The organism is Herminiimonas fonticola (genome assembly GCF_040395855.1).
Taxonomy (GTDB): domain Bacteria; phylum Pseudomonadota; class Gammaproteobacteria; order Burkholderiales; family Burkholderiaceae_D; genus Oxalicibacterium; species Oxalicibacterium fonticola_A.
The window spans coordinates 39,951-63,361 of sequence record NZ_JBEBPO010000003.1 but is presented as its reverse complement, the minus strand read 5'-3'; the positions used below and the strand labels follow the sequence as shown (position 1 = coordinate 63,361).

Annotated in this window: 21 protein-coding genes; 14 read left to right on the top strand and 7 right to left on the bottom strand. The window is 55.3% G+C overall.

The window, feature by feature from the left end; all coding sequences use genetic code 11:
• The 5 genes from ABWP27_RS01220 to ABWP27_RS01200 all read right to left on the bottom strand — a co-directional run.
• A partial coding sequence (locus ABWP27_RS01220; protein ID WP_353152586.1) for a biotin carboxylase N-terminal domain-containing protein occupies positions 1-100 on the bottom strand: 100 nt, incomplete at its 3' end.
• An 88-nt stretch (positions 101-188) separates the two neighbouring features.
• A complete protein-coding gene (accB, locus tag ABWP27_RS01215) occupies positions 189-653 on the bottom strand; it encodes an acetyl-CoA carboxylase biotin carboxyl carrier protein (protein ID WP_353152580.1) in 465 nt (154 codons plus the stop codon).
• A gap of 78 nt (positions 654-731) precedes the next feature.
• Positions 732-1,169 (bottom strand): type II 3-dehydroquinate dehydratase, encoded by a 438-nt coding sequence (gene aroQ / locus ABWP27_RS01210; protein ID WP_353152578.1) that lies wholly within the window; start codon positions 1,167-1,169, stop codon positions 732-734.
• A gap of 83 nt (positions 1,170-1,252) precedes the next feature.
• Complete coding sequence (locus ABWP27_RS01205) at positions 1,253-1,774, bottom strand: TlpA disulfide reductase family protein (RefSeq protein WP_353152576.1); 522 nt, start codon at positions 1,772-1,774, stop codon at positions 1,253-1,255.
• Positions 1,771-2,391: a hypothetical protein gene (locus ABWP27_RS01200; RefSeq protein ID WP_353152574.1), complete on the bottom strand. Its 621-nt coding sequence runs from the start codon at positions 2,389-2,391 to the stop codon at positions 1,771-1,773. Before ABWP27_RS01200 ends, ABWP27_RS01205 begins: the two co-directional genes overlap by 4 nt.
• A 74-nt stretch (positions 2,392-2,465) precedes the next feature.
• Between ABWP27_RS01200 and mpl the strand changes: the two genes are divergently transcribed.
• The 8 genes from mpl to corA all read left to right on the top strand — a co-directional run bounded on the left by mpl (position 2,466) and on the right by corA (position 11,013).
• A complete protein-coding gene (gene mpl / locus ABWP27_RS01195) occupies positions 2,466-3,845 on the top strand; it encodes a UDP-N-acetylmuramate:L-alanyl-gamma-D-glutamyl-meso-diaminopimelate ligase (RefSeq protein WP_353152572.1) in 1,380 nt (459 codons plus the stop codon).
• On the top strand, positions 3,842-4,426 hold the full coding sequence (locus ABWP27_RS01190; protein ID WP_353152570.1) for a YqiA/YcfP family alpha/beta fold hydrolase: 585 nt from the start codon (positions 3,842-3,844) through the stop codon (positions 4,424-4,426). Before mpl ends, ABWP27_RS01190 begins: the two co-directional genes overlap by 4 nt.
• Complete coding sequence (locus ABWP27_RS01185) at positions 4,423-5,004, top strand: chorismate--pyruvate lyase family protein (RefSeq protein ID WP_353152568.1); 582 nt, start codon at positions 4,423-4,425, stop codon at positions 5,002-5,004. The genes ABWP27_RS01190 and ABWP27_RS01185 overlap by 4 nt, the downstream gene beginning before the upstream one ends.
• 99 nt (positions 5,005-5,103) lie before the next feature.
• Positions 5,104-7,191 (top strand): ribonuclease catalytic domain-containing protein, encoded by a 2,088-nt coding sequence (locus tag ABWP27_RS01180; RefSeq protein ID WP_353152566.1) that lies wholly within the window; start codon positions 5,104-5,106, stop codon positions 7,189-7,191.
• Between the two features lie 80 nt (positions 7,192-7,271).
• Entirely contained in the window at positions 7,272-8,162 is an 891-nt protein-coding gene (locus tag ABWP27_RS01175; RefSeq protein WP_353152564.1) for a TonB C-terminal domain-containing protein, read from the top strand.
• Positions 8,163-8,171: 9 nt separating this feature from the next.
• Entirely contained in the window at positions 8,172-8,984 is an 813-nt protein-coding gene (gene aroE, locus ABWP27_RS01170; RefSeq protein WP_353152562.1) for a shikimate dehydrogenase, read from the top strand.
• 37 nt (positions 8,985-9,021) lie between these two features.
• Positions 9,022-9,720: a monofunctional biosynthetic peptidoglycan transglycosylase gene (mtgA, locus tag ABWP27_RS01165; RefSeq protein ID WP_353152560.1), complete on the top strand. Its 699-nt coding sequence runs from the start codon at positions 9,022-9,024 to the stop codon at positions 9,718-9,720.
• A gap of 324 nt (positions 9,721-10,044) precedes the next feature.
• On the top strand, positions 10,045-11,013 hold the full coding sequence (gene corA / locus ABWP27_RS01160; RefSeq protein ID WP_353152558.1) for a magnesium/cobalt transporter CorA: 969 nt from the start codon (positions 10,045-10,047) through the stop codon (positions 11,011-11,013).
• 55 nt (positions 11,014-11,068) lie between these two features.
• On the opposite strand, the gene hemL is transcribed toward corA, so the two are convergent.
• Together hemL and thiD are read right to left on the bottom strand one after the other, a co-directional pair.
• The gene (gene hemL, locus ABWP27_RS01155) at positions 11,069-12,358 is read right to left on the bottom strand and encodes a glutamate-1-semialdehyde 2,1-aminomutase (RefSeq protein ID WP_353152556.1); all 1,290 of its coding nucleotides are present in this window, start codon (positions 12,356-12,358) and stop codon (positions 11,069-11,071) included.
• 27 nt (positions 12,359-12,385) lie between these two features.
• Positions 12,386-13,231 (bottom strand): bifunctional hydroxymethylpyrimidine kinase/phosphomethylpyrimidine kinase, encoded by an 846-nt coding sequence (thiD, locus tag ABWP27_RS01150; protein ID WP_353152554.1) that lies wholly within the window; start codon positions 13,229-13,231, stop codon positions 12,386-12,388.
• 95 nt (positions 13,232-13,326) lie between these two features.
• Between thiD and ABWP27_RS01145 the strand changes: the two genes are divergently transcribed.
• The 6 genes from ABWP27_RS01145 to ABWP27_RS01120 all read left to right on the top strand — a co-directional run bounded on the left by ABWP27_RS01145 (position 13,327) and on the right by ABWP27_RS01120 (position 23,379).
• The gene (locus ABWP27_RS01145; protein WP_353152584.1) at positions 13,327-13,479 is read left to right on the top strand and encodes a rubredoxin; all 153 of its coding nucleotides are present in this window, start codon (positions 13,327-13,329) and stop codon (positions 13,477-13,479) included.
• 146 nt (positions 13,480-13,625) lie between these two features.
• Entirely contained in the window at positions 13,626-14,027 is a 402-nt protein-coding gene (locus tag ABWP27_RS01140; protein ID WP_112990923.1) for a response regulator, read from the top strand.
• Positions 14,028-14,047: 20 nt separating this feature from the next.
• On the top strand, positions 14,048-14,413 hold the full coding sequence (locus ABWP27_RS01135) for a response regulator transcription factor (protein ID WP_011872120.1): 366 nt from the start codon (positions 14,048-14,050) through the stop codon (positions 14,411-14,413).
• Between the two features lie 9 nt (positions 14,414-14,422).
• Complete coding sequence (locus ABWP27_RS01130; RefSeq protein ID WP_353152551.1) at positions 14,423-14,995, top strand: chemotaxis protein CheW; 573 nt, start codon at positions 14,423-14,425, stop codon at positions 14,993-14,995.
• A gap of 51 nt (positions 14,996-15,046) precedes the next feature.
• Positions 15,047-17,329 (top strand): methyl-accepting chemotaxis protein, encoded by a 2,283-nt coding sequence (locus ABWP27_RS01125; protein ID WP_353152549.1) that lies wholly within the window; start codon positions 15,047-15,049, stop codon positions 17,327-17,329.
• Between the two features lie 143 nt (positions 17,330-17,472).
• Complete coding sequence (locus ABWP27_RS01120; protein ID WP_353152547.1) at positions 17,473-23,379, top strand: hybrid sensor histidine kinase/response regulator; 5,907 nt, start codon at positions 17,473-17,475, stop codon at positions 23,377-23,379.
• Positions 23,380-23,411: the final 32 nt, after the last annotated feature.

The following is a 23,411-nucleotide window of genomic DNA, read 5'->3' as shown; positions in this document are numbered from 1 at the left end:
CGGAATGGACGACCACGGTTTTAATGCCCATTTCTCGGCAGGCGCGCTGGATACGGAGCGCGATTTCGCCGCGATTGGCAATGAGAATTTTTTCAAACATAGTGGGAACGGGACTCGTCGTTATGGGATGGAATCAAATCAGCGGCTTGAAGGGGAGCGGCATGTCGCCGAACTCCCGCCTTCAGCTATTAGCCGATGATGAATAACGGCTGACCGAACTCGACTGGCTGACCGTTTTCGACCAGAATTTCCTTGATGACGCCGGTAGCGTCCGCATCGATTTCATTCAACAGCTTCATTGCTTCAATAATGCACAGGGTATCGCCTTCTTTCACTGTCGAGCCGACTTCGACGAATGCCGGCGAGCCTGGTGCGGAGGAGCGGTAAAAAGTGCCGACCATAGGCGACTTGACGACATGACCTTTGATCTCGGCGACGACTGGAGCTGCCGCTGCTGCGATCGGTGCAGCAACTGGCGCTGCTGCCGGGGCGTACTGCTGGCCACCTTGCGGCTGCATCATGACAACCTGATTTTGCGGTACTGGGGACGATTTGACGATACGGACCTTGCTTTCACCTTCGGTGACTTCCAGTTCTGCGATATCAGATTCGGCGACCAGATCGATGAGGGTCTTGAGCTTGCGTAAATCCATGTGCAATTCCTTGGAGATTTTGATTTTATGATTAAAGATGCCGGCAATTATAAGGTATTTGCCGACAAATGGTAGAAATTAGAGTTTTTTGAGTGCAAATGAGATGGCGGCTGTGTAGCCGTCTGTGCCTAATCCGCAGATCACGCCGACAGCAATGCCGGACAGATAGGAGTGATGACGAAAAGCCTCGCGCTGATGAATATTGGAGACGTGTACTTCAACAAACGGCAATGCAACCGATGCCAAGGCATCCCGTAATGATACGCTGCTATGCGTCAGTCCGCCCGGATTGATGATGATTGCATCAACGCCTTCCTTCTTGGCGGCTTGAATCCGGTCTATCAGTACGCCCTCATGGTTGCTCTGAAATGCAGTCAGCTTGGCACCGGCCTGGCTAGCCTGTTCGGCAGCAGCGCGTTCGACGTCGGCCAGCGTAGTCGAACCATAGACTTCAGGCTCGCGCGAACCCAGCAGATTCAGGTTCGGGCCATTCAATAAAAGGATGTTTTTTGCCATGGAGATGCAACTCCGTTTGACGATGATGGCCGCATTTTGCCGCTAAATGGCGTTGATTGGCAAGGAAAAATCTCGTCTTTGCCTTAAAGGGAATGGATGTCTGCCCGTAGTTGCTCCATCTTCAGGCGACCCAGATATGTTTTTTTGATATCGCCGTTGGGGCCGATAATGACGGTGAAAGGCAGGCCGCCAGCCTGATTGCCGAACTGTCTGGATAGTTCGCTACCGGTCATTCCGGCAATATAAAGCGGGTAGGTAATCTTGTATTTGGCGGCAAACTCGCGAATATTGGTTGGATTATCGATACCGACACCCAGTATCTGTATACCGTGTGGCGCCAGTTCGGTTTGCAGGGCGGTCAATTCCGGCATTTCTTCCACGCACGGCGCGCACCATGTGGCCCAGAAATTCACAATCAGGGTTTTACCCTGCCATTGGGACAGCGTATGCATCTTGCCATCTGCATCTTCCAGTTGCTGGGCAAAGAAAGTCGCCACTGCCGGCGATTCAGGCGCAGCCGGTGTGTGATGCCGGTTCCCGAAGTAAATGCCTATGCCGGCAAATACCAGTGCAAAGATGCCGAATAAAAATACGTTACGTTTCATTTCTGCTCATTTCCTTCTGTAATTAGGGCCCGTACGGACGCGATGTCGGCGCGTTCCTGGCGGCCGGAGGGGGATTTTTTGACGGCGCCGCGCAAATCATCGGTTTCATATATGGCAAGGTGCACGCCTTCCTGCTGCCACATGAAACTCAGCGTTTCCACTGCTTCATTGCGGCCTTTGAAATGAGGCGATTCCGATACTGCAAAATCGATGCGTTTGTTCAACAGGTAAATTTCAACCTCTTTTGGACTGTCGGCGAACAACTGCAGATGAATATCCGAATGCGCGCCGGCGGTGCCATTCAAGACCGCGCCCGTCAGATGCGGCTGGAATGGTGCCAGTTCGGTCATCAGGCGCACAGCCAGATGACGTAAGTGCAATAGGCGCGCCGGCTGCGTGTCACCGAAAAACAGTTCGTTATATAGGCGAACTTCATCTTCCAGCAGTGCGTTATCGGGCAATACATCGCCACGGACTTTGTTGTTGCCCAGTATTTGTTTGGCGGCCTTGCGCTTGGCGGTACCGTAGTCAACACCGTCTTCGGCAATCATGCGGGCTGCCGCTGCGGCGATTTCGGCGCGCAGCAATTCGGTATCAGATAGGGGGTGGGTAGACATGGCGCGAATGATACTCCCGCCGACACAAGCCCGTCGTCAGGTAAAATCTCGTTATTCCAATCCGAAATTGTACAATGCATATCCACATACTTGGCGTTTGCGGCACCTTCATGGGTGGTTTGGCGGTACTGGCAAAGGCTGCCGGCCATAAAGTTACCGGTTGTGATGCCAACGTCTATCCGCCCATGAGCACGCAGCTCGAAGCGCAAGGCATCAAACTCATCGAGGGTTTTGGCATTGAGCAGCTTGGGCTGCAGCCTGACTTATACGTGATCGGCAACGTCGTTTCACGCGGCAATCCATTGATGGAAGAAATTCTCAATCGCGGTCTGCCTTATACCTCCGGCCCGCAATGGATAGGCGAACATATATTGCAAGGTAAGTGGGTGCTTGCTGTAGCTGGTACGCACGGCAAAACGACGACTTCTTCCATGCTGGCATGGATACTGGAAGATGCCGGCTACGACCCCGGCTTCCTGATTGGTGGCGTGCCGATGAATTTCGGTATTTCCGCGCGCCTGTCCGGCACTGGCAAGGAATCGTCCTTTTTCGTTATCGAAGCCGATGAGTACGACACGGCCTTTTTCGACAAGCGCAGCAAATTCGTTCATTACCACGCGAAAACCGCGATCCTTAATAATCTGGAATACGACCACGCCGATATCTTCCCTGACCTGGCAGCGATCGAAACGCAGTTCCATCATCTGGTGCGCACCGTGCCCGGCGTCGGCCGTGTGATTGCCAACGCACGCGAAGAATCCCTGCAACGCGTGATCAAGCGCGGCTGCTGGAGCGAAGCTGAATGGTTCGGCGGTAGTGAGCCAGACGGTTGGGCCATGACCACGCATGACGATGACACTTTCGATGTTTTCTTCAATGGCGAAAAGCAGGGCACTGTGAAGTGGGCGCTGACCGGCGAACATAACCGCATGAATGCACTGGCTGCGATTGCCGCCGCACGTCACGTCGGCGTGGTGCCGGCGCAGGCGATTGCGTCGCTGGGGCAGTTTGAAAACGTCAAGCGCCGCATGGAGTTGCGCGGTGTGGTCAACGATATCGCGGTGTACGATGATTTCGCCCATCATCCGACTGCGATTGCGACCACGGTTGCGGGTTTGCGTAAAAAAGTCGGCAAGTCGCGCATTCTGGCAGTGCTGGAGCCGCGCTCGAATACGATGAAGCTTGGCACGATGAAAGAAGCATTGCCCGGTAGTCTGCTCGATGCCGATCTGGTGTTCGGCTATGGCGCCAGCGGCAACGGCAAGGATGCGCTCGGCTGGGATCTGGCGGAAGCGCTGGCGCCGCTGGGCGACAAAGGGAGCGCTTTCAGCGATTTGAATGCACTGGTGGCGGCGATTGCAAAAAGCGCGCAACCGGGTGATCAGATTCTGGTCATGAGTAATGGCGGCTTTGGCGGCGTGCATCAGAAAATTCTGGATGTGCTGGCGCAATGATTTTGTATCTGCACGGTTTTCGTTCATCGCCTTTATCGACTAAAACCAGTTTGCTGGCGGCACGCATGCAGGCGCTCGGGCGCGGCGATGAATATATGTGCCCGCAATTGCCGGCGTCGCCGCGTGCGGCAGTGGCGCTTGCGCTGGAGATTGCCGGCAACATTGCGCCAGCCGAGCTGACCTTGATCGGTTCCTCGCTGGGTGGTTATTACGCTACCTGGCTGGCCGAGCGACTGGGATGTCGCGCCGTTTTGCTCAATCCCGCCGTGCATGCGGCGCGCGATCTGGCGACGCAAGTTGGTGTCAAAACGCAATATCACTCGAACGAAGCATTTGAATTCAAGGCTGGGTATATTGAAGAGTTGAAGGCGCTGGAGGTGCAGCAAACGACGCATCCGGAGCGTTACTTTTTAATTGCGGCAACTGGCGATGAGCTGCTCGACTGGCGTGAAATGGTGACGCAATTCCCGCAGGCGCGACAACGTGTGATTGAGGGTAGCGATCATGGCTTGTCTGATTTTTCGCAGTACGTGGATGAAGTGCTGGCTTTTTGCGGCGTAGCTGCAGGAGCGGCGGAGTGAGGCATCAGGCGAGAAGCCGTGCGGTGTCGCAAGCGCAATGGTTTTCGCATGTGAATGGAGTCAATCCGTCGCAGGTCATGCGGCACTGGTTGACCGATACGATGTCGCTGACGAAGAAACTGATCGTCCGTTGCGAATGTTTTCGCGTGCAGCGTCTGGCGCAACGGCGGGCGCTGGCGCTGGCGGATGAAACGGCTGCAGTTGCGCTGCCGCGTCGCGTGCAGGTGCAGGAGCGCGAAGTGCTGTTGCGTTGCGATGAAAAAGCGATGGTCTATGCGCATACGATCGTGCCGCTTTCTGCCACCGCATCCGACTGGCCTTTTTTCGGCCGCCTCGGCGAGCGCTCGCTGGGAACGACCTTGTTTGGCGATCCGCGTGTGTGGCGCGGTGAACTGGAATATGCGCGTTTGCATGCGCAGCATCCGCTGGCGATGCGTGCAGCGGCGGCACTGAATACCCGCTTGCATGGCCCCTTGCTGGCGCGCCGCTGTCTGTATAAGCGGGGTAATGGCCTGTTGCTGGTCACTGAAGTCTTTCTGCCGGAGATTATCCATCTCCGGCAAAACCAAAACGTATAAGGGTGCGCTGAATAAATGAGTAATCGATTCCTGCGGTACATGCGGGCTCGATAGTCAAGTGCACCTGTTCCTCGAACTATTAAACAAGCAAAGTATTGAATGAATCTATTTTTTGATGAATCCGGCGACTTCAAGGCCGGCGTATCGATGTCGCAGCAAGGTGAGGCATTTCAGGTTGAAATGCCTTCGGGCAAGCGCACCAAGGTGCGCGCCAAGGATGTGTTGCTGCAATTTGCGGCGCCATCTCCGACCGAATTCATGGCCGATGCGCATGCCATCGCAGAAGAAATCGATCTCGATTTTCTGTGGGAAGTGGCAGGGCAGGAAGAGTTCGGGTTTGCCGAGTTGGGCACGGAATATTTCGGCCATGCCCCCAAGCCGCATGAGGCTGCGGGTTTGATACTGCGTTTGCATGCGGCGCCGATTTATTTCTACAAGAAGGGTAAAGGTCGTTACAAGGCAGCGCCGGAAGCATCGTTGAAAGCGGCGCTGGCAGGAGTCGAAAAGAAACGTCAACAGGCCTTGATTCAGGCGCAATACGTGGAAGAATTGAAAGCGCATCGTCTGCCGGAAGCGATGCGTCCGCTGGTGCGGCAACTGCTGTTCAAGCCGGACAAGAATTCCATCGAGTACAAGGCGCTGGATGCCGCGTGCAGCGAGTTGCAGATTGCGCCACAGCGTCTGATGCTGGCCGTCGGCGGCATTGCCTCGGCCAGGGAATTGCATTTCTCGAAGTTCCTGTTTGAGTCTTTTCCGAAAGGCATAGCGTTTCCAGAAGTCGCGATTCCTGCGCTGCCCGACTTGCCGCTTGCCGATGTGCAGGCATTTTCCATCGATGATGTGACGACCACGGAAATCGACGATGCAATGTCGGTCACGCGGCTGGCGGATGGCAAGGTGTGCATCGGCATACACATCGCCGCTCCGGGCTTGGGTATCAAGCGCGACGATGCGCTGGATACGATTGCGCGCCAGCGTTTGTCCACCGTCTATATGCCGGGTGACAAGATCACGATGCTGCCGGACGAACTGGTCGATGCATACACGCTGGCTGAAGGCAAGGTCTGTCCCGCGTTGTCGCTGTATGTGACGCTGGATCCGGCCGACTGGTCAGTGATCGCGACTGAAACGCGCGCCGAGCGCGTGCCGATTGCGGCCAATCTGCGCCACAACGATCTCGACGCCTATGTGACGGAAGAGAATCTTGCTGCAGATGTCGGCGATTATCCCTACAAGGACGATATTTCCCTGCTGTGGAAATGGGCGCAGGTACTGGAGCAGGGCCGTATGGCCAAACGCGAAAGTTTCGGTTTGCGGCCGGAGCAGAATAATCGCGTCGATTTCAACTTCTACGTTGAAAACGATGTGGTCTCGATTCAGCGCCGCAAACGTGGCGCACCGCTGGACAAGATCGTCGCGGAACTGGCGATCCTGACCAACAGCAGTTGGGGCAAATTGCTGCACGAACATGGCGTACCCGGCATTTATCGCGCGCAAGGCGGCGGCTCGGGCAACGGCTGGGCGGCAAAAATGCAGGTGCGCATGCAGACGCACGCCGCACCGCATCAGGGGCTGGGTGTCGATCAGTATGCATGGAGCACTTCGCCTTTGCGCCGCTATACCGATCTGGTCAATCAATGGCAGATTCTCGCCTGTGTCGATAATGGTGTGACCGCACAGCTGGTGGCGCCGTTCAAGCAGCGCGATGCGGATCTGTTCGCGATCGTTTCCGCATTCGATGCCGCGTATAGCGCTTATGCCGCGTTCCAGTCCGACATGGAGCGTTACTGGTGCCTGCGCTGGCTGAGCCAGGAAAAAGGTGCGGACGAAACCATCAAGGTCGAAGCGACTGTATTGAAGGAAGAAATCCTGCGTTTGACCGATATTCCGCTGGTCATCAAATTGCCCGGTATGCCGCAGGTCGCACGCGGCTCGCAAGTCCGACTTGATCTGTTGCGTTGGGATGAAGTTGATTTGACGATAGAAGCGCGTCTGCTCGACATTACGCAGGATGCGAGCGAGATGCCGCAAGCCGAGCTTGATGAAGACATGAGTGAAGATTTGCTGGAAGGTGATGCTGAACCGGTGCCCGATGAGCAGGCTGCAGCTGAAGCGCTGGAAAAACCGCCGGAAGAATCACTGAAAGAATCACAGGAAGAGCGCGCATCCACTGCAGCGCCGGAATAAGCGATGGCAACTTGCTTAATTTTGCCTGGTGTTTGCCGTAGAATTCATCCCTTCTATTATTAGCGGCAGCCATTTCACGCGTGAAATCCTTACTCCAGAATCGGACTCTTACCATTGCCGTCGCTGTGTCTGTGCTGGCGCATGCTGCGTTGCTGGCCGTGCACTTCACGGCGCCGGAAGCGTTCAAGTTCAAGCCGACCGATCCCGGACTGGAAGTGATACTGGTCAATGCCAAACACGCCAAGCAACCGTTGAAGGCCGATGCGCTGGCGCAAGCCAATCTTGATGGCGGCGGCAATGCGGATGCCGGACGTGCCAAATCGCCGTTGCCGGATTTGCGTAAAAGCGAAGATGGCGATAGTGCCAAGGCGGCCAGACGCAAGGTGGAAGAACTGGAGCGGCATCAGCAAAAACTGCTGTCTCAACTGGCGAAGAAAACTCCGTTCCGTGCACCGCAGGTGACAGATGTCGAACCGGTGAAAGACCTGCCGCCGCAACGCAATGCGACCGATATGCTGGATAGCGCCAAAGCCTTGTTGCGTCGCGAAGCGGAAATTGCACGCAGCGTAGAGGATTACAACAAGCGGCCGAAAAAGACACAGGTAACGCCGAGCACGCGCGAGGTTGGCTATGCTGCATATTACAAAGCCTTCCAGGATCGGATAGAAAAATACGGCACGCTGAATTTTCCGCAGAAAGACGGCAAGAAGTTATATGGCGAGCTGATACTCTTCATTCCGATCTTTCAGGATGGCACGATCTACATGAAGGATGGCGGACCGCGGGTTGAACGTTCTTCCGGCAATCCGGCACTGGATCAGGCGGCATTGAATATCGTCCGGCGTTCTGTACCCTTCGGCAAGTTTCCCGAGAATATGCGTTCAAGCGGCAAGGACGATGTATGGGAAATCATTACGCGCTTCAGCTTCACGCGCGACGACGCGCTGCAAACAGAGACACGAGGACAATGAGTGAGCACCATGACTGACCGTTATGCCGTGATCGGCAATCCGATTGCACACAGCAAATCGCCGGATATTCATGCGCGATTCGCCGCGCAGACGCAGCAGGATATGCACTATGAGCATCTGCTGGCGCCGCTGGATGGCTTTCTGGCGACAGTGCAGGATTTTGTACGCAATGGCGGCAAGGGTTTGAATGTAACGGTGCCCTTCAAGCTGGAAGCGTATGCGCTGGCGACGGCGCTGACCGAGCGTGCCCGTGCCGCCGGCGCAGTCAATACCTTGAAGTTCGACGGTACTGACATGTTGGGGGACAACACCGATGGCTTTGGCTTGGTCAGCGATATTGTGCGCAATGCCAAAGTGGCGATCGCCAATAAATCGGTGCTCTTGCTGGGTGCCGGCGGTGCTGCGCGCGGCGTGCTTCTGCCATTGCTGCACGAACAGCCGGCCCGACTGGTATTGGCCAATCGCACGCACAGCAAGGCACTGGATCTGGCACATCGGTTTGCTGCGCAGCCGCGTCTGAAGGTCTGCACATTTGCAGATCTGGACGATTCCTTCGATATCGTGATCAACGCAACGGCGGCCAGCCTGGCATCGGAAGTGCCGCCGATTTCACCGCGCGTTTTTGCTGCGCATACGCTGGCTTACGACATGATGTATGGCGCACAGCCGACAGCCTTCATGCGCTTTGCGGCACAGCACGGTGCAATCGCACGCGATGGTCTCGGCATGCTGGTGGAGCAGGCGGCAGAATCGTTTTATCTATGGCGCGGCGTACGCCCCGAAACCGCTGCGGTATTCGCAGAGTTGCGCGCGCAGCTCTAGGCTGTGCACGATCCACGCTTCTACTTGAATCGATAAAATGAAAATTCTGCGCAAGCTGTTGTTCTGGCTGATACTGGTGCCGATTTTGCTGGTTCTGCTGATGCAGCTTTATTTCTTTTTGCAGATAGGCTGGTGGGTTAATCACAATCCGGATTCGACCAGCTTCATGCGGCAGCAATTATCAGTCTTGCAGGACAAGAATCCGCAGGCACAGCTCAAGCACAAATGGGTTCCGTACAATCGTATTTCCAATCATCTGAAGCGTGCGATCATCGCCTCGGAAGATTCCAACTTTTCCGGCCATGAAGGCATCGATTGGGTAGCGCTGGAAAAAGCCTATGAAAAAAATATCAAGAAAGGCAAGGTTGTGGCGGGTGGTTCGACCATCACGCAGCAACTGGCAAAAAATCTGTTTCTGTCCGGCGATCGCAGCTATATCCGCAAAGGACAGGAAGTGGTGATTACTTATATGCTCGAATACTGGATGGACAAAGAGCGTATTTTTGAAATTTATTTAAATGTGGTCGAGTGGGGCGTCGGTGTTTTTGGCGCTGAAGCTGCGGCCCAGCATTATTACGGTACGTCGGCAGCACAACTGGGGCCGGCACAGGCGGCGCGGCTGGCGGTCATGCTGCCCAATCCGCGCTTCTACGACACGCATCGCGGCACCGCTTATCTGGGACGTCGAACGGAATTGATTCTGCGTCGTATGGGTTCGGCTGAATTGCCGCGATAACAAAAGAATATGTCAACCGGAGTGGCTTGCCTGCCGTTGGACTTGTCAGTACACTTGCGCTGTTTTCGTTTCCGGAGACCCGTCTTGGGTAGTCCTTATTTATGTTGTCAGCCGTTTTTGACGGTCAATCTGCGAGATAGCGCTTAACGCTTACGCTCCCTAGCGCCTCTCGCCGATTCGGTGGGTGGTCGCGTCCAGGCCTGTTTATTCTATTGAATGGCCGCGTTCCCTCAAAATTTAACGACCCTGCAGAGCCGGCTCTGCAGGACGAGTTGTGTGTTTCATCAGTAATGGCTGGTGTCTCTGGCGCGACTGGGAGAGCTTATGATCAATGTATTTGTATTGCAGAATGGCCGTCTGAATCAGGTCAACATCGACAGCCGTGCCGATCTTGAAAACACGACGCCGGTATGGGTCGATCTGACCGATCCGAACGACGACGAACGCGATTGGGTCAAGAGCATTTACGGTGTGACGCTGCCAGGTGAAGATGAAGTCAAGGATATTGAAGCGTCGGCCCGTTATTACGAAGCGGAAAACGGCGATCTGCATCTGCGTACCGATTTCCTGCTGGAAGAAGATGAGGGCCCGTCGCGTGTGGTGACGGTGGCTTTCATTCTGGCCAGGGACATGCTGTTTTCGGTACATCCGGAAGATCTGCCTATTTTCCGCCTGGTGCGCATGCGTGCACGTTCGCGTCCGGGTTCGATTGCCGATTACAAGGATGTATTGCTTGATCTGTATGCAACCGATGCCGAGTATTCGGCGGATGTGCTGGAGGGCGTGTATGAAAATCTGGACAAGGTCAGCCATTCGGTGCTGCAGGAAGAACTTACCGATGAAGATGCCGCCAGCGCCTTGAATGCGATTGCGCAGGAAGAGGATTTGAACGGACGCATACGCCGCAACATGATGGATACGCGCCGTGCAGTCAGCTTTTTGATGCGTGGTCGCTTGCTGAATTCGGAGCAGTTTGACGAGGCGCGGCAGATCATGCGCGACATCGAGTCGCTCGATGGCCATACCGCTTTCCTGTTCGACAAGATCAACTTCCTGATGGATGCCACGGTCGGTTTCATTAACATCAACCAGAATAAAATCATCAAGATTTTTTCCGTCGCCTCGGTCGCTTTCCTGCCACCGACTCTGATCGCCAGTATTTACGGGATGAACTTCAGGATAATGCCGGAGCTGGATTGGACTTTGGGTTATCCGCTGGCAATTGTATTGATGGTTGCTTCTGCGGTGACGCCGTTCTGGTATTTCCGTCGTCGCGGCTGGCTGAAGAAGTAAGGCGGTTTTCCTGCCGTTTTTTCCACGCGCATTGCTGCGCGTGGAAAACAGGATTTTATTTCCCCGCCAGTTTTGCAAATGCAGTACGGGCTGCAGCAATACTTGCTTCGATCGTTGCATCGTCGTGCTGTGCGGACACGAAACCGGCTTCAAACGCCGATGGCGCCAGATAGACGCCGGCATCCAGCATGGCGTGGAAGAAGGTGTTGAAATGTGCAACATCGCATTTCATCATCTCCGTATACGACTGCGGTTTTTCAGCCGCGAAATACATGCCGAACATGCCGCCGACCGAATTGGCGCTGAAGGCGATATTTGCCGCGTGCGCCGCTGCGCTCAAGCCCGCCACCAGTTTGCCGGTTTGTGCAGCCAGCGATGAATAAAAGCCCGGTGCCTGGATCAGCTTCAGCGTTGCCAGGCCAGCTGCGACGGTGACCGGATTGCCTGACAAAGTTCCTGCCTGATACACGCCACCTATAGGCGCCAGATGCTGCATCAAGTCTGCGCGTCCGCCGAATGCCGCCACCGGCAAGCCGCCGCCGATTACCTTGCCCAGTACTGTCAGATCGGGTTTGATATCGTAAATCGATTGCGCGCCGCCGAGCGCGACGCGGAAACCCGACATCACTTCATCGAATATCAACACGGCGCCGTATTGCGTACAGACGCGACGCATGGTTTGCAGGAATTCCGGCGTGGCAGGCAGCAGATTCATGTTGCCTGCCACCGGTTCGACGATCACGCAGGCAATCTGGTCGCCGATTTCCCTGAACGTGTCTTCCAGTTGCTGCGGATTGTTGTAGTCGAGTACCAGCGTATGTTTGGCGAAATCTTCCGGTACGCCGGCCGAAGTCGGATTGCCGAAAGTCAGCAGACCGCTGCCGGCTTTGACCAGCAATGAATCGGCATGGCCGTGATAGCAGCCTTCAAACTTGATGATCTTGTCGCGGCCGGTTGCGCCACGCGCCAAACGCAGGGCGCTCATTGCCGCTTCGGTGCCGCTGGAAACCAGACGCACCTGTTCGATCGATGGCACCAGTTGGCAAATCAATTCCGCCATCTGGATTTCGCCTTCGGTCGGCGCGCCAAAACTCAGGCCGCGTGTCGCTGCATCCTGTACTGCCTTGACGACGTCCGGGTGCGCATGACCGACAATTGCCGGACCCCACGAGCCGATGTAATCGATGTAGCGCCTGTCGTCGGCATCCCAGAAATAAGGACCTTCAGCGCGGGTAATAAAGCGCGGCGTACCGCCGACGGAGCGGAAGGCGCGGACTGGCGAATTGACGCCGCCCGGCGTACTTTTTTGAGCGCGGGCGAAAAGAATTTCGTTATTGGATGACATGCGAGAACCGTGAAATGAAAAAAGAATTTACTGCAGTGGTGGCGTGAGATCGATATCTTCGTCAGATTCACGCGCCCAGAAATAGCGGTCGGGTACCAGCTTGCCCATGCCCAGGCGCTGCGCATGGGCGATGGAGGCAATGGTGAATTCCTGCGCTTCGAATACGGCTTCCGGAATATCCAGGCCATTTGCCAGTAATGCCGCAATGGTTGCCGCCAGCGTGGCGCCGGCACCGCTGTAGGAGCCGGAAATACGTTGCCAGTTGTCGTGGCGAATGACACCGCCTTCGTCGAACAGCGTGTTGGCAACGTCGGTCAGGTCCGATGGCGTGCCGGTGACGAATACATATTCGCAGCCCATTTCGATCAAGCGCATGGCATCGACGGCCATCATGTCTTCTTCCGACGGTTCGCGCCAGGTTTCAGCCATGCGCGCCAGTTCGACGGTGGAGAGTATCAGAACGGTGGTTTGCGGAATCAGCAACTCGCGCGTCGCCATCAGCATGTCTTCGCCTTCCGGCCCCTGATCAGGCAGCGCGGACAGGAAAGGATCGAAAATCAGGGGAATGTCCGGATAGTCGGAAACGATTTCCGCAATGGCGGAGACGTTTTCTATACTGCCGACAGCGCCGACCTTGAAGGCGGCAACCGGCATGTCTTCCAGTACCACGCGCGCCTGATCGGATACCCAGTCGGCATCGATGACCTGCATGTCTTCGACCCGTGCGGTATCGCCGATGAAAAGTGCGGTGACGACCGACAGGCCGTGGCAACCCATGGCGGCAAAAGAGGCCAGATCGGCCTGAATGCCGACAGCACCTACCGGATCGGTCGGGCCAAAGGTCAATATGAGCGGAGAAGTTTGGTTTTGCACGGCGGGTATATTAAGATAGCTGATTGTGCATTTTACTTGAAGGGCTGTCTGCCGTGAGCATTAACGAAAACTCGAATGAACCGTTTCAAACCTGGATGTGCCTGATTTGCGGCTGGATTTACGATGAAGCCGCCGGTTTGCCGGAAGAGGGCATTGCTGCAGGAACCCGCTGGGCCGATGTGCCGATGAACTGGACTTGCCCGGAATGTGGTGCACGCAAGGAAGATTTCGAGATGGTGGTGATCTAATCCGGATTGCCGTCCAGTGTTGCGACTTTGGCATTTTTGTTGAAAAACCACGGGCATTGATTTGCACCAGGATGCTTGGCCTAAAGAATCTTGCTTTTTGTTACTGATGCACCTTATATTGTGGACACAGTTTAACGAGATGAGTCATGACAATATCACTGGATAATGCCGACATGAAAATCATGGTGATCGACGATAGCAGCACAATTCGTCGATCGGCAGAGATCTTTCTTGGTCAGGCGGGTTACAAGGTCGTGCTGGCGGACGACGGCTTTGATGCGCTCGCAAAAATGAACGACCACAAGCCAGCGCTTATCTTCTGCGATATCTTGATGCCTCGTCTTGACGGTTACCAAACCTGCGCACTGATCAAGAAAAGTGCCAAATTCCATTCAACGCCGGTGATCATGTTGTCGTCCAAGGACGGCTTGTTTGATCGGGCGCGCGGTGCGATGGTGGGCTCCGATGCCTATCTCACCAAGCCATTCACTAAAGACAGTCTGCTGAAAACCGTGCGCGAGTACACGGCGGAAGCAGTCGCAAAATAATTTTGATTTAAAGGTTTCAGATGGCCATCCAAAAAATTCTCATCGTTGATGACTCTCCGACTGAACGTTATTTTCTGACCGATATTCTGGTGAAAAAAGGTTTCTCCGTTTCCACTGCCGAAAACGGCGAAGAAGCGTTACTGAAGATCAAGGCAGACAAGCCGCAATTGATTCTGATGGATATCGTGATGCCGGGTCAAAACGGCTTTCAAATTACGCGCGCCATTACCCGCGATCCTGAAACACAAGACGTGCCTATCATCATCTGCACCAGCAAAGGCCAGGAAACCGACCGCATCTGGGGTTTGCGTCAGGGCGCGCGCGACTACATTGTCAAACCGGTTGATCCGGCCGAGTTGTTGTCCAAAATTGCTGCCCTCGGATAATCGCTGCCTATGAGCCAGTCCACGTCGGATCTGCAAACGGGGAAGATATTCGCCAAAGCGGATGTCGGCACCCGCCGTACGCGCTTGCGCGAATTTCAGGCGCAACTGGTGGAGCGCATGCAAACCGCGCGCAGCGGCGAAGATGCACGCGTCAACCAACTTGGCGTGATGATAGGCGGCAATCGCTGGTTACTGGATCTGCAGACAGCGGGTGAAATTGTTTCGGTCGGTACGATTACTGCCGTGCCGTTGACACAACCCTGGTTTCTTGGCTTGGCGAATATTCGCGGCAATTTGATTAGCGTGATCGATTTCGCCGGCTTTCAGGGCCAGGCGCCGACAGCAATAGACAAGGATTGCCGCATCGTGGCGTTTGCGCCCTCGCTTTCATTCAATAGCGGTCTGCTGGTATCGCGTGTGCTGGGTTTGCATAACGTCGCTGAAATGGAGCAGCAAGCCGAGGGTGAGCAGTTGGCACCATGGGTCAGCAAGCGTTATGTGGATCGCGAGTCGCAGGTCTGGCGCGAACTGGATCTTTCTTTGGTAATACAAAATCCTCAATTTTTGCACGTTGGTCTATGAGCTCGGGAGCGATAACTCGAGCGCAGTATAAACAGAATCAGGAGAACCAGTATGGCGTTTAAATTACCGCTTTCCAAGAATAAGAAAGAGGCGGCCGCACAGGGAGCGGATACCCATGGCGATCACGGCGACATAGCGGTCAATACGACAACTCCTGTGGATGCCAAGGCACTGCGTGCTGCACGCGCCAACGTCAATCCCAACGCGACATACATCGGCGACGTTCTGCAAAAAAGCGGCGATATTCGTCTGCCGCTGATAGGCAAGCTGCCGCTGCAGCAACAGGTTCGTATCCTGCTGATTGCACTCGGTTCCTCGCTGGTGCTGGGTGCCGTGTTTGTGTGGCTGAATGCAGATTACTCCGCGTTGACATCGACGCAGACGCAGATCGCCGGTGATGCGCTGATGCACTCGCAACGGGTCGGTAAGGCAACGCCGAATGCGATTCAGGGTAACAAGGAAGCATTCAAGCAACTGGCTGACAGTCGCAAGGAATTCAATAACGACCTGGCGATTTTGTCCAAGGGCGGCGTCTATCAGGGCCGCGACATCAGCGCACCTGATGCCAAAATGGAAGCTGCCTTGCAGGAAGTACAAAAATTATGGGCTGGCTCCGACAAGGCCGCTGCCACGATTCTGAAGCTGGAAGGTCCGCTGACCGGTTTCGGCAAGACACTGGAAGTGTTGAATGGCATTTCTCCTAACTTGCTGGAATTGACCGAGCAGATTTCCACTCTCAAATCGCAAAGCGGTGCCACACCGCGTGAGATTGCAGCGGCTGGTCAACTGGTGATGCTGACGCAACGTCTGGCGCGTAGCGCGAATGAGTTCCTGAGTTCCGAAGGTGTGAACCCGGAAACCGCCTTCTTGCTGGGCAAGGATACCAACACCTTCCGCGATATTACCGATGGCTTCCTGAACGGTAGCGAAGTGTTGCGTCTGGCGAAAACCACTGAGCCGGATACACGTGAAAAACTGGTCGAATTGCAGGCCGCATTTGCCGATTACCAAAAATCGATCGCGCAGATTCTGGGTAATCTGCAAAACTTTATTGCAGCGAAACAGGCGCAGGAATTGATCTTCAAGGAAAACGAAGCCTTGAAACAGCGTTTGACGGATCTGCAACAAACTTATCGCACCGAACAGGATTCCCTGACCTGGCCGTTCTGGCTGATGCTGGTCAGCGTATTTGCCGCTTTGCTGTCGGCCGCCGGTATTGCTCTGGTGCTGCTGCAGGATAGCCGCAACAGAACGAATGAAGCGGATGCCCGCCGTGAAGAAGCTGACGGTCAGCGTCTGGAAGCGCAGCAAAAAGAAGAAGAAGCGAAACAGGCAAATGATCAGAATCAGGCCGCTATTTTGCGCTTGATGAATGAATTGCAGGAAGTGGCGGATGGCGATTTGACGGTGCAGGCGACGGTTACCGAAGATATTACCGGCGCGATTGCCGACTCGGTTAACTACACGGTGGAAGAGTTGCGCGGTCTGGTCGGACGGGTGACGAACACGGCGGAGCAGGTTACATCGGCATCCAACACGGCGCAGAATATTTCAACCGAGTTGCTGGAAGCATCGCACAAGCAGTCGCGCGACATTCAGGAAACCGGTCAGGCGGTACTGGAAATGGCGGTGCAGATTACCGACGTTTCAAAATCCGCCAGCGAATCGGCAGAAGTTGCGCGCCAGTCAGTGACGGCGGCAGAGCAAGGTTCGCGCGCAGTGGAAAACGCGATCAAGGGCATGAACGAGATTCGCGAACAAATTCAGGAAACTTCAAAGCGAATCAAACGTCTGGGTGAATCCTCGCAAGAGATTGGCGAGATCACCGAACTGATTTCCGATATTACCGAACAGACCAACGTCTTGGCATTGAACGCGGCAATTCAGGCGGCCTCGGCCGGTGAAGCAGGCCGTGGTTTCTCGGTGGTTGCGGAAGAGGTGCAGCGACTGGCGGAACGTTCGGGTGAAGCGACCAAGCAGATCGGTGCGCTGGTGCGTACCATTCAAACCGATACGCACGATGCGGTTGCCGCTATGGAAAAATCGACGCAGGGTGTGGTCGAGGGAGCGAAACTGTCCGATGCTGCCGGTGCGGCGCTGTCCGATATCCGTCGCGTGTCGAACCGTCTGGCGGAACTGATTCAGGGCATTTCATCCGCGACCGAGCAGCAGGCGACATCGGCCAACGGCGTGGCGCAGAATATTCAAGGCATTCTGACGGTTACCGAGCAGACGCAAGAGGGTACGCAGCAAACTGCGCATTCGATTCGCGAATTGTCGAAGCTGGCCGAAGAACTTAAGAATTCGGTCTCACGGTTCCGTGTAACGGCTTGATCCATTTGTCTTGATGCGTGTCTCGATCTCGATGCGTGTTGTTTGCGCGGCTGGTTTGCAGGCATGCATTGATTTGAGGCCCAACAGCAATTGCGGTGATTGATCCGAGTGGCGATTGATCACCCCGCACCCGCGAGGCAGTCATGAATACCCCCAACTCCTCCTTGCCGCAAGGTAACAAGGACAACTTCGATACCGGCCCGCTGTCCTGGGTCATCGCTGAAATCGGCGAAGCATTGACGCGTTCCAAAGTCGCATTGGGCGAAGCCCTGATGCAGGATCCGGAAACGCAATCCACCACATTGCGTCATGCCAAAACCTATCTGCATCAGGCACATGGCGCCTTGCAAATAGTCGACGTCGATGGCGTTGCCATCATTACCGAAACGGTAGAGGATTTATTCGATCGTTTTGACTCGGGCCAGTTGAGCCTGACAGACGACAGCGTGCATGCGATCGCACATGCCTATCAGGCATTGCTGGAATACCTGGAAGAATTGCTGGCTGGCTTGCCGCATCAACCGGTGCGCCTGTTTCCTTATTATCGTTCCCTGCTGCAAGTACGCGGTGCTGAACGCATACATCCTGCCGATCTGTTTTTCCCCAATCTGGCGATTCGTCCGCAATTGCCATCCGCGTCGATTGCATTGACGCCTGACGATTACGTCGCTTTGCGCAAACGTTTTGAACGTGCCTTGCTGATGTTCCTGAAGGACGCTGATGGTGGTGCCGGTCAGGCAAGTGCAAAAACCATGCGCGATATCGTCTTGCGCGTCGAACAGGCGCAAAGCACGCAGCAGGCGCGCAGCTTCTGGTGGGTCATGCATGGATTTGCGGATGCGGTTTCTGCCGGCCAGGTGCCGAACGAACTGTATGTCAAACAACTGTTTGCGCGTATCAATCTGCAGATTCGCCGCCTGAGTGAAGGTTCGTCGAGTATTGCTGAAAGATTGTTGCGCGATGCACTGTTTTTCATTGCACGGGTTGAACAGCCCTCGGCCGCCGCCCAGCAAATCCGTAGCGCCTATCAACTCGATGGCGTCGTGCCTAACGATTATGAGAAAAAACGTTACGGTCAGATCGATGCACAGGCATTGGCGACAGCCAAGGAGCGACTGTCGCAAGCGAAGAATTTGTGGAATCGGATTGCCGGCGGCGATGCCAGCGTGGCGCAATCGTTTGAGCAGGAAATGAGCGGATTGGCTGAAGCCGGCAATCATTTGAATGCACCGGCGTTGGCGAAGCTGTTACGTGAATTGAGCGGCATTGCGCGGCATGCTGCGCATTCGCGGCCCGGCGACAGCCTGAGTCTGGAAATCGCCACCAGTCTGTTGTTTGTGGAAAATGCGCTGCAGCAGATCAGCCATCTGGCAGATGATTTTGCCGAACGTGCGGATGCCGTGACGACGCGTCTGCTGTCTGCCGTATCGGGCGAAACGATGACGCATTCGGCGCAATGGCTGGATGACATGTCGCGCGAAGCGCAGGAACGTCAAACCATGACGGCGCTGGCAGGCGAAATGCAATCCAGTTTGCGTCAGGTCGAAAAGATGCTGGATGAATATTTTCGCGAACCTGAACAGCGCGCTGGACTGGATGCGATCGACAGTGTGCTGTATCAAATCAGCGGCGCCTTGTCGGTGCTCGAGCATGACGATGCGGTACGCGCCGTGCAGCATACGCAGGAAGCGGTGCACCGCTTTATCGCGGCTGAAGAAATACCTGATCTGGAAGAATTCCAGCAGGTTGCGCAGAACGTGGGTGCCTTGAGCTTCTTTATCGAGACGCTGCAACTTCATCCGGATGGAGTGAAAAATCGCTTCTCGTTTGATGACGAACAGGGCATCTTTCGCGCCAACCTGACGGAAAAAAATAATGCCTCAAATGCGGTGCTGGACGTCGTAGTCGTTCCCGTATCGGAAGTGAAGAGTGCAATGCCAATCGTGCCGGATGCCGAAGTGCCCGATGTGCCCACGGTAGAGAGCGAGCTTGCCTTGCATCAGAAGCAGTCGGAAGAACTGGCGCTTTCACTGGCGGCTGAGCCGGGTAATCCCTTTCTGCAGGAACAACTGAAGGAGTCGCTGGAACAGGTACGTCTCGATGCCAGGCTGGTGGATAATCCGGAAGCCAACGACAGGGCACGCGCGGTAATCGACATGCTCGAACATCCGGATTTTGTTGCATCGCCGGATGCGATGGAAGATATCGCACTGGCGACAGCACCGGCGAAAGTGGTGTCGCATGTAAAAGAGATTGCGCCTCTGGTGGCGCCTGCAACCGATGAAGCGGTGGATGCCGAACTGCTGGAAATTTTTCTGTCCGAAGCGGTGGAAGTACTGGATTGCGTCAAGCAGACGATTCCCGATTCACGCAATGCGCCGCACAATCAGGAGTTTCTCACCACCTTGCGCCGTTCGTTCCACACGCTGAAAGGCAGCGGCCGCATGGTTGGCCTGGTCACCTTTGGCGAGGCAGCCTGGAGTGTTGAGCAGGTATTGAATTTACGCCTGTCGGAAACGCGTGGTGGCGATCCAGAACTGTATGCATTGCTGGAAAGTGCTGTACAGGTACTGGATGCATGGGTCAACGATTTGCAGACGCAAGGCCGTTCCGATCGCAGCGGTCGTGCACTGATCAATGCCGCAGAAGGGGTAAAGAACGGTACGGGCTTCCATTACGAGGCAGTCGATGAATTGCTGTCAGCGCCATCTTTTTCCGAGGATACGGCAGCATTTGAAAGTGCGGCAGTTGAAGAACCGGTAGCTGACAACGAAGCGGATCATGCGGCGGATTTCGGCAGCCTGGAGCCGATGCAGGCGACGGAAGCTGAAGAGCTGCAGTTGAGCGATGAAGAGCTGGCGCAATTCCATCAATTCAATGCAGGCGCTGACGACACCCCCGCATCTGCGGCGACAGAGTTGATCTCTTCGGTCGGCGAGTTCGATCATTTGCAAATAGACGACATGCCGCTCGATGCTTCGCAGCTGCCGGTTGCAGAGGTGCTGGATTTTCCCGGTCACCCGCCTGTCGCAGCGAAGTCGAATGACAATGTCAAATACATAGGCGATCTGGAAATCAGTCTGCCGCTGCACAATATTTATCTGGCCGAAACCGATGAACTGGTGCGCTTGTTGTCGCAGGATTTTGCCGAGTGGCGCCATGAACCGGATCGTCACGTCAATATTCATGCCGTACACGCTGCGCATTCACTGGCTGGCAGTTCTGCCACCGTTGGTTTCAAGCCCTTGCAACAGATTGCATATGCGCTCGAAGCGGTGTTGCAGTATCTGGCCAGAAAACCGGTCAAATTGCTGATATCCGAATACGACGCGCTGGAACATGGCGTGGAGCGGATTCGTTTCATGCTGCAGATGTTCGCGCTGGGTGAAATGCCGGATGCCGAACCGGAACAGGTGGAAATTCTGGAACGCATGCCGGAAGATTTTGAATTCCGTGTCGCCCGGCCAGGGGCCGTTGTATCCGAGCCCCCTGCGGTGACAGGAGCGCCTGAGTTTGCCACGGATGCGGCGCCGGTCGCTGGCAATGTGGTCGATATTTCAGCCGCACTTGAAGCGGAGCCGGTTCACCTCACGATGGAGACGGAAGCCGTACCGTTTGAAGAGCCTGTTTATTCAAAAGATAGTGAAGAACTGGCCGATCCTGCGCTGGCGATCAAGGATGATATCGATGCGGATCTGCTGCCGGTCTTCATCGAGGAAGGTAGCGATATGCTGCCGCAGATGGGCCAGGCTTTGCGTGCGTGGCAGCAGGATCTGGGCGATGCAGCATTGCCGCAATCCATCTTGCGAATTTTGCACACGGTCAAAGGCAGTGCGCGGATGGCGGGTGCAATGTTGCTCGGCCAGCATATGCACGAGATGGAAACGCGGATTGAAAACATCACGCATGCCGGCTACCCTTCCGCCGCTGCGGTGGAAGATTTGCTGGCACGCCATGATCACGGCCTGCAGTTGTTTGAGCAATTGCAGAATCCGGGCGCGATCAAGCCGCAAGCCTTTGATGCCGTCGGTGCCGATGAAGAAAATACTTCCGCTGCTGCGGAAGAGTTGCCGGTTATTCAAAGTCTGATGCCGGTGACGGACAATCGTGCGATGTCGCTTGCAACGGAGGCTGCCACCGCATCGAGAACACTGGCGACAGCGGCACCGGTTCCACTGGTGCGTGTGCGGGCGGACATTCTCGATCGCCTGGTCAATCAGGCGGGTGAGGTATCGATCTCGCGTTCCAAGCTGGAAACCGAGGTTGGCACCCTGCGTTCATCGATGGGCGAGTTGTCGGAAAACGTTATACGTTTGCGCGAACAATTGCGTGAAATCGAAATGCAGGCGGAATCGCAGATTACTTCGCACATGGGCGTATCGTCCGATCGCGAATTCGATCCGCTGGAATTCGATCGCTTTACGCGCCTGCAGGAGTTGACGCGCATGATGGCTGAAAGCGTCAACGACGTTGGCTCGGTGCAGCAGAACTTGAATCGTACGCTGGATAGCGCCAGCAACGATTTGACGACGCAGGCGCGTTTGACGCGCGATTTGCAGCAGGATTTGATGCGCGTGCGCATGGTGCAATTTGCCAGCATCTCGGAGCGCTTGTATCGCGTGACGCGGCAGGCCGCCAAGGAAATGGACAAGCGCGTCAATCTGGATATTCGCGGCAGCGCGGTAGAGGTCGATCGCAGCGTGCTGGAAAAAATGGCAGGCCCGTTTGAGCATCTGCTGCGCAATGCCATCGTGCACGGTATCGAGTCGCGTGAAAAACGTCGCGCCGCCGGCAAGAATGAAACAGGTGAGTTGCGCGTCGAGATTCGGCAAGAGGGTAACGAAGTCGTCATTCATTTTTCCGATGACGGCCAGGGGCTGAACCTCAACAGCATACGTAGCAAGGCACTGCAAAATGGTTTGGTGAAAGCGGAAGATGCATTGTCCGATGCTGAAGTCACCGACCTGATTTTCCATCCGGGTTTTTCGACGGCGGAAGAAATTACCGAATTGGCAGGACGCGGCATCGGCATGGATGTGGTGCGCTCGGAAGCGGCATCGCTGGGCGGCCGTGTCGCAATCGCATCGGAGCCGGGCAAGGGCGCGTATTTCACGATTCATTTGCCCTTGACGCTGGCTGTAACGCAAGTCGTGATTCTTTCGACCGGCGGTAAAACCTATGCAATTCCATCGGTGCTGGTGGAGCAGGTTCAGCAACTGAAAAACGGTCCACTGGCGACTGCCTACAACGAAGGCGCAGTCATGTGGCAATCGCAACGCGTGCCTATGCATTATCTGTCGGCATTGCTGGGCGATACCGATGCGGCACCTGTCACGCAGCAATATTCTCCCTTGATGATTCTGAAGAGCGGCAACGACAGGGTTGCCTTGCACGTCGATGAAATTCTGGGTAATCGAGAGGTCGTGGTCAAGAATATCGGGCCGCAATTATCGCGCCTGATAGGCATTGCCGGTGCCACGGTGCTTGGTTCGGGTGAAATTGTACTGATCCTGAATCCGGTGCCGCTGGCACAGCGCGTCGCGCATGAAAACATTCGTGCGCCGCGTCTGACGCCTTCCGATGTGCCTGGCGATATGGGTGCGGTAGCTGAAATGGCGACTTTTGAACCGGTGGCGCGTCGCGTCGAGCCGGTGCAGGGTTTGCGTACCCAGCATATCGTGATGGTGGTCGACGATTCGCTGACAGTACGCCGCGTGACGCAGCGCCTGCTGACGCGCGAGGGTTACCAGGTAGTGCTGGCCAAGGATGGTGTAGACGCATTGCAGCATTTGCAGTCAGTTACGCCTGACGTGATGCTGGTCGATATCGAAATGCCGCGCATGGACGGTTTCGACCTGACGCGTAATATTCGCGACGATGAACGCACCCGCGATATTCCCATCATCATGATTACTTCGCGCACCGCCAGCAAGCATCGTAATTATGCGATGGAGCTGGGCGTGAATGAATATCTGGGCAAGCCGTATCAGGAAGAAGAGTTGGTCAAGCTGATTGCAGGGTTCATTAAGAAAGAAGTTTCTGCGAATTAATGTGGACGATAAAAAAATCCCGCATGCGTGCG

What these genes read in the sequence shown, in the direction of transcription:
- ABWP27_RS01190 (WP_353152570.1), top strand. Translation starts at nt 3,842, where the DNA reads ATGATTTTGTATCTGCACGGTTTTCGTTCATCGCCTTTATCGACTAAA.
- ABWP27_RS01145 (WP_353152584.1), top strand. Translation starts at nt 13,327, where the DNA reads ATGTGCCTGATTTGCGGCTGGATTTACGATGAAGCCGCCGGTTTGCCG.
- mtgA (WP_353152560.1), top strand. Translation starts at nt 9,022, where the DNA reads ATGAAAATTCTGCGCAAGCTGTTGTTCTGGCTGATACTGGTGCCGATT.
- ABWP27_RS01135 (WP_011872120.1), top strand. Translation starts at nt 14,048, where the DNA reads ATGGCCATCCAAAAAATTCTCATCGTTGATGACTCTCCGACTGAACGT.
- ABWP27_RS01200 (WP_353152574.1), bottom strand. Translation starts at nt 2,391, where the DNA reads ATGTCTACCCACCCCCTATCTGATACCGAATTGCTGCGCGCCGAAATC.
- ABWP27_RS01205 (WP_353152576.1), bottom strand. Translation starts at nt 1,774, where the DNA reads ATGAAACGTAACGTATTTTTATTCGGCATCTTTGCACTGGTATTTGCC.
- mpl (WP_353152572.1), top strand. Translation starts at nt 2,466, where the DNA reads ATGCATATCCACATACTTGGCGTTTGCGGCACCTTCATGGGTGGTTTG.
- ABWP27_RS01130 (WP_353152551.1), top strand. Translation starts at nt 14,423, where the DNA reads ATGAGCCAGTCCACGTCGGATCTGCAAACGGGGAAGATATTCGCCAAA.
- ABWP27_RS01180 (WP_353152566.1), top strand. Translation starts at nt 5,104, where the DNA reads ATGAATCTATTTTTTGATGAATCCGGCGACTTCAAGGCCGGCGTATCG.
- accB (WP_353152580.1), bottom strand. Translation starts at nt 653, where the DNA reads ATGGATTTACGCAAGCTCAAGACCCTCATCGATCTGGTCGCCGAATCT.
- ABWP27_RS01120 (WP_353152547.1), top strand. Translation starts at nt 17,473, where the DNA reads ATGAATACCCCCAACTCCTCCTTGCCGCAAGGTAACAAGGACAACTTC.
- aroE (WP_353152562.1), top strand. Translation starts at nt 8,172, where the DNA reads ATGACTGACCGTTATGCCGTGATCGGCAATCCGATTGCACACAGCAAA.
- ABWP27_RS01125 (WP_353152549.1), top strand. Translation starts at nt 15,047, where the DNA reads ATGGCGTTTAAATTACCGCTTTCCAAGAATAAGAAAGAGGCGGCCGCA.
- hemL (WP_353152556.1), bottom strand. Translation starts at nt 12,358, where the DNA reads ATGTCATCCAATAACGAAATTCTTTTCGCCCGCGCTCAAAAAAGTACG.
- corA (WP_353152558.1), top strand. Translation starts at nt 10,045, where the DNA reads ATGATCAATGTATTTGTATTGCAGAATGGCCGTCTGAATCAGGTCAAC.
- ABWP27_RS01140 (WP_112990923.1), top strand. Translation starts at nt 13,626, where the DNA reads ATGACAATATCACTGGATAATGCCGACATGAAAATCATGGTGATCGAC.
- aroQ (WP_353152578.1), bottom strand. Translation starts at nt 1,169, where the DNA reads ATGGCAAAAAACATCCTTTTATTGAATGGCCCGAACCTGAATCTGCTG.